General features: G+C 35.1%; 4 protein-coding genes. All 4 read right to left on the bottom strand.

What is annotated here, in order from left to right:
* Positions 1-1,080, bottom strand: a 1,080-nt coding sequence (locus tag EDD63_RS04550) for a hypothetical protein (protein ID WP_134168930.1), incomplete at its 3' end; no start/stop codon positions are given.
* A 471-nt stretch (positions 1,081-1,551) separates the two neighbouring features.
* Complete coding sequence (locus EDD63_RS04545) at positions 1,552-4,464, bottom strand: glycoside hydrolase family 3 N-terminal domain-containing protein (RefSeq protein ID WP_134168928.1); 2,913 nt, start codon at positions 4,462-4,464, stop codon at positions 1,552-1,554.
* A 340-nt stretch (positions 4,465-4,804) separates the two neighbouring features.
* The gene (gene hpf / locus EDD63_RS04540) at positions 4,805-5,338 is read right to left on the bottom strand and encodes a ribosome hibernation-promoting factor, HPF/YfiA family (RefSeq protein WP_134168926.1); all 534 of its coding nucleotides are present in this window, start codon (positions 5,336-5,338) and stop codon (positions 4,805-4,807) included.
* 141 nt (positions 5,339-5,479) lie between these two features.
* Positions 5,480-6,139, bottom strand: a complete 660-nt coding sequence (locus EDD63_RS04535) for an NUDIX hydrolase (protein WP_134168924.1) — start codon at positions 6,137-6,139, stop codon at positions 5,480-5,482.
* Between the last annotated feature and the right edge of the window lie 51 nt (positions 6,140-6,190).

The raw sequence follows: 6,190 nt of genomic DNA, 5'->3' as shown, positions 1-6,190 counted from the left end.
GTTTTTACCTGGTTCAATTCCATTGTAATCTACTTTATTTGAGTAGTAGTGTGTATCTGTAAATTTTGTATATGCTTTTTCTGTTGATTTAGCAGGTATTGTTGTTGCTTTTGCTTCATCAAATACACTTACATCATTACCTTCCATGATTTGAAGTGCTCCTGCATTTTCAGAAGTCGCAAACCAAGCAAGGTTTAATGAACTTTCATCACTACCTACGTTTAATGATACATTTTTTACTGCATCACTATCTGGCAATTTATCACCAGCAGGGTTGATGTTAAATTCAACTAATTCAAATAATGCATCTTCGTCCACTTCATCATATGTGTGAAGTTCCACTGCAATTGTGATATCCATAAATGTATTCCCGAATGCATCAGTTTCTGGTTGATCTAAAACTAATACATCTTGTTTAAACGATTCACTGTATTCAGTTTTATATGTACCAGGAACATAACCATCAGCTAAACTTGATACATCCTCTACTAAGAATTCTTCTTCGATATACCCATCAACCTTTACTTGACTACCATATTCTGTATTCTTCTTGTAGTTGCTTGTTGGAATATTGAAGAAATTTCCAACTGGTTTTCCGTTGATGTACATAATCATTGCATCATTGTACTTAACTTTTCCTGAGATTGCATAAATGCTATCTACTTGTTTTTGTGTTAAACGGAATGTGTGACGTAAATAGTATGTACTGTATGTTGTACCATCATCATTAGTTTTTAACACTTGTCCACTTCCATCGTTTGTAGTTGTGAACGTAGTACCATCATAAGTAGGCCAAGCAGCATCATCGAACTCCATGTCAATTGCTCCATGGTCTAACCAACCAATTGGGTACGCCCAACCGTTACGCTTATTCCATCCTTCATACCAAGTACCTTTATTTGGATCTGTATTATCATCCAAATATTTCCAAGTCATATCACTCGTCGCAACATTATAATTTGATAATGTTTCTGCAGGTGCTTCCACTGTATCAACATGACTTGTAATAGATTCTGTAAGTCCTGTTGTCCCAAATAATGTAAAACATGTAAGTAATGTAATTCCAATTTTTCTAAACATAATTCTCTCCTTAACTTTCTGTTTGTAAATTAAGGTTTAGCCAACTCAATGTAACTATCCAGTTAAATTTCTGTCTTCTCATGAATAAAACTTTGGTTGCTTAGCAACACATACACTTTTTCGTACTTTTTTTGGTAGTTGTATTCTATCCCTCTATTATGAATACACCTCTTCAAAACACAATATACCCCTTTACACCTCCTTAAATACATTGCAAAAGAAAAACCTATCTACCAATTGCTCAAAAAATAAACATTGGTACATAGGTTTAGCTCACGTTATGCAATAACTATCCTGGTTTTAGGATAGCATTTATCTAAGTTTATTGCAAGCGCTTTCACATAAAAATCACATCATTTTAAAAAAATGGTGCATGTTTTATAAGTTTAAAACTTACTAACATACACCATGTATAAAAGTCTGTCTCGATTTTATAATCTACGATTCATAACCCCTATGTATAGAATCGTATTATGATTTATTTATTTTTCTTTGGTAAACAGCACGTAATAATACAAGTAATGCCCCACCAGCAAGTGCAATTAACACTCCTTGGTTTGTCGTATCTGATGTATCTACTGGATTGCTTGTATTTGGTGATGTTGATGGATCAGAAACTGTTTTTTGTTTGTCCACTGATGCTTTAACAACAACTGATTTTGTTTTTGTTGCTGTTTTTGCTTCAATTGTAACTTCAACTGTTGCTCCATCTTTACCAACTGCTTTAAGTGCATCTAAACTAGCAGCACTTACTTCTAGTGTGATATCTTCGTTAGTAGCAAGATCAACACTCCATTTTGCTGAAGCGTTTGCTTTTGCTAATACGGCTTTTGCATCTGCTTTTTTTGCTTCATCGTAAGTTAATGTAAAGTCAGTTGCACTAAGTTGTAATTCACTTACAACTTCTTCATTATTGTTGTGTCCGTATTGTTTTACACGTTCGTCATTGATTACACCTGTCCAGTTTAATCCATATGCGAAGTCGTATGTATTTCCTTGAGAATCAACATAGCAATCTAAGTCTAAAGCAACATCTTCATAGTTCGCTTCAACTGTATCCATGTTTGCTGGGAATTGCATTGGTAATAAACCTCTAGGTTCGTGGTTACCTTCAATTACATCATAAATTGCTTTATCACTTACTGAGAATCCCACCACGATTGCATCTACTTTATCTTCAAATTCTGCCATGATTGCAGGTCCACTAGCATTCATAGAAACAACGATTGGAATGTCTTTTCCAGTTGCTTCAACTGCAGCTACTGCATTTAATACGATTGTTAAATCATGACCATTGATAAGTCTTGATTCTTCACCATAGTATGAACGGTTTTCTTTAGTTCCATCTGCTAATGTATCACCAGCAATTGATGTTTTTCTTACATTTTCACCATCTGCAACATATGTACCATATTGTAATGATAATGGGTAGTATCCAAATGATCCATCATCTTTTGTGTAACGTCCAGTATTTGCGAACAATCCACCATTCATAGGTGAACGCATTCCAACGATTACTTTATCAACATTTGTTAAATCAGGTGTTGTATATGTTGTATTTCCTTCATCATCTACACCTTCAATATCTGTAAGTACTGTTCCATATACAGATTTTGCAACATCAAGGTTCATTGATGAACTCCATCCAGCTGGTGTACTTGAGAAAATTCCAGGTTGTTCTTCTGTGTAAACCATTGGAATATACACTGTCATATCTTTTGGATCTTTTGCATTTAATGAAGCTTCTTGAATTGTGTTATCTGCATTTTTCACCATAACAATTGAATCAAGTTGTGCATTGTATCCTGCTTCTACTTTATCACTAGAACCAGCAATTGCTTTAGCATCAGTTAAATCTTGATATGGGTTTTCAAATAAACCAGGGTTCATTGTAAGTTTTAATAAACGTGTTGCACTTTCAGCAAAGCGTGCATTTGCAGCTGCTTCACCATCTTCTGCTACCATTTGTTCATATGATTCTACGATTGGTGTTGCATCATTGTTTCCACCAAACATATCAGTTCCATTTTCTAAAATCGCATAGTGACGTTCAGTTGTTGAAGCATTTTCCATTCCCCATGCCATTCCGAAGAATCCATAACTTGTAACTCCCCAGTCTGTACAAACAACTCCATCAAATCCTTGTACTTTACGAAGCAAGTCCATTTTAAATGCACTATATGCTGAACCAACATATTCACCACCAAGTGCAGTTCCATCAGAGTTTACCCCAATTGAGTAACTTGTCATTACTGCAGCAGCACTTTTTGTAAGTCCTTTTAAGTTGAATCCACCATCAACGAATGGTTTTAGGTGTTCTTCATAGTTATTTCCAGGATACACTGCGTATTTACCTGCTGCTGTATGTGATTCACGTCCACCTTCACCAGCACCATCTCCTGGGAAGTGTTTAATCATTGCATTTACTGATGATAATCCCCAACCTAAGTCAGTTCCATCAGCTGCATATGTAGATTGTGTTCCATCTACATATGCTTGTGCCATCATTGTAGCTAATTCTGTATCTTCTCCAAATGTACCACCATTACGTAACCAACGTGGATCCGTAGCTAAATCAATTTGTGGTCCAAGTGCAGTAACAATACCAAGTGCACGATATTCTGCAGATGTTGCTTTTGCAAAATTGTACATGTGATCTTCATCAAATGTTGCAGCCATACCTAAATTTGATGGCCAAGATGAAATATCACTATTTTCTGCAGCACTTGAATATAAGTCTCCAGAACCTGCAGTAGAACGTGGATCCGAACTAAAGTCTACAGGCACGTTGAAGTCACTTTCTTCAACGAATGCTTGCATTTGGTTTGTCCAACCAACTGCGTTTTCTACATTATTGTCAGCTGAATCCGTAATGTTACGAACATACGAATCCGTTAAATATTGTTTCTGGCTTTCTGTTAATCCAGCTGCACTATTTCCTTCGTGTGAACTAAATAACATCAATCCAGCAATTTTTTTAATTCCAGTTTTATTTCCTTGGTCATCTGTTTCATTTACTAAATAATCAGCAAGATCTTCTGCTCTTTCATCAGTAGATAAACGCCAATCTTCGTAATCATCCAGTTGACCATTTCGGTTCATATCTTTAAATGCATACGTATACTCTCCGTCAGTTTCGGATAAAATGTATGGATTGTTTCCACTTCCATCAACATTATGCAATAAACCAAGTGTTGGCCCATTATTAGGGTTCGTTACAAAATCAACTTTAATTGTTTTTGCAACACTATTTTCAATTGCATGAATATCCTTTACGTCTACAGTATAAGTAAGATTTGTGTCATTTGCTTTTACAGGCGTTACATTGAATGCTCCCACAGCACACACTCCGACCAAAGCAAGATTTAATATTTTATTTTTCATGTTTCGTCCCTCTTTCGCTTACATGCTCATATTTCTCCCTTAGTAATAATCCCCACATGCTTCGTCCTATTTTTCCACTCACCTCCTTGAAAAGTGCATTACAAAAAGAAAAACCTATGCATATGCATCCTCAAAATGAGAATTTTGTTATACATAGGTTTAGCTTGCTTTTGCAATCACTATCCTGTTGCCACAATAGTAGCACTTTGCTTTTTTGTTTGCAAGCGCTTTCAGTCAATTTATTGCAAATTATATAAAATATATTAATTATATATACATATTTATTTACTTGTTTTAAATATAAAAAAGCAACCCTATTTTGGATTGCTTTATATCTGAATTATTCGGTTTCGATACAACCGTATCCACCGTTTTGACGACGGTAAACAACTGCTACATCTTGTGTTTCATTATCTTTATATACGAAGAATGAGTGCCCTAACATTTCCATTCTCATAATTGCTTCATCGATATCCATTTCATCTGGAATGATGGTTTTCGTTCTTACAACTTCTTCATCAATTACATCATCTTCAGGAATATCTTCTTCAATGAATGCCATTGCTAAACTATCTCTTCCTTTATTTCTTTGTAATCTTGTTTTTTGTCTACGAATTTGGTCTTCTAGTTTATCGATAACCAAGTCGATTGCAGCATATAGATCATCATCGACAACCTCAGCCCTTAAAACTGCAAACTTTGTTGGTATTGTAACTTCAATTTTTTGTCCAACAGGATACACTCGGATGACCACGTTTGCTGTAACATCATCATCTATGATGAAATACTTCTTCAAGAAATTGAGTTTCGTCTCAATCTTCTCGGCGATAGCCGGTGTTACGGTTACGTTTTTTCCATAAATTTGTACTTTCATATGCAAGTACCTCCTATTCTTTTGTTACTGTTATTATAGCCTATTTATGTGATGAACGCATTCCTAACGAGTGAAAACTATATGAAAAGTGGAAGAATTGGTTCATCAATTGTAAATAAAAAATAGAAAACGGATAAAAAGTTAATCTTCTCTACTTTTTCTTGTGAAATCGTACATGATATTTGCTGTTAACCCCCATATTAAAGCATCACTTGTTTGATAAAAATAAACTACTTGTTTCGCATTTCCCCACGGTTGTTGATAAGATTCAGGCAATCCTAGTTCTGCTGTTGGTAGTAGCTGCACTTTATTTCCGTGCTCATCAAATGTATATGGTTGAATTTCAACATTGCAGTAATACGCTTTTGGTTCGTGTTTATAAAAGTAATCCAATGGAATGGTAAATAGATGATCCACTTCCGCTTTGTTATACTGCAATGACTCCATTGATGTATGTAAAAAACCAGCATATGCATGAATGACCATACCACTAGCAAGTATAAGGGTATTTAATTTAGCTATGACTTCAATATCCTTTATACTACAGCCAAGTTCCTCTACCGTTTCTCGAATTGCTGTATCTAGTGGTGAAGGATCATCTTTTTCAATTCCCCCACCTGGAAAACTAATTTCTCCTGGCTGACGAATTGTATCCGTTCGTTTTTCAAACAAAACATGCAAGCTTCCATCAATATAGATTAGCGGAAGCAAAACTGAAGCATAAAAGTAATCTTCAATTCCACTATATCTAGTTTGTTCATATAAAGTATTTCTTAATTTTCTGATTTGTTTTTCGTTCATGTTTCTATTGTAGCATAGAAAAAACTGGAAACATCATTCCAGTCTTCATTT

This window comes from Breznakia blatticola, from assembly GCF_004365815.1.
Taxonomy (GTDB): Bacteria; Bacillota_I; Bacilli_A; order Erysipelotrichales; family Erysipelotrichaceae; genus Breznakia; species Breznakia blatticola.
This window is presented reverse-complemented; position numbering and strand designations above follow the sequence as displayed.

Bases quoted from the DNA above. Each gene is read 5' to 3' on its own strand.
- EDD63_RS04545 (WP_134168928.1), bottom strand. From the start codon at position 4,464: ATGAAAAATAAAATATTAAATCTTGCTTTGGTCGGAGTGTGTGCTGTG.
- hpf (WP_134168926.1), bottom strand. From the start codon at position 5,338: ATGAAAGTACAAATTTATGGAAAAAACGTAACCGTAACACCGGCTATC.
- EDD63_RS04535 (WP_134168924.1), bottom strand. From the start codon at position 6,139: ATGAACGAAAAACAAATCAGAAAATTAAGAAATACTTTATATGAACAA.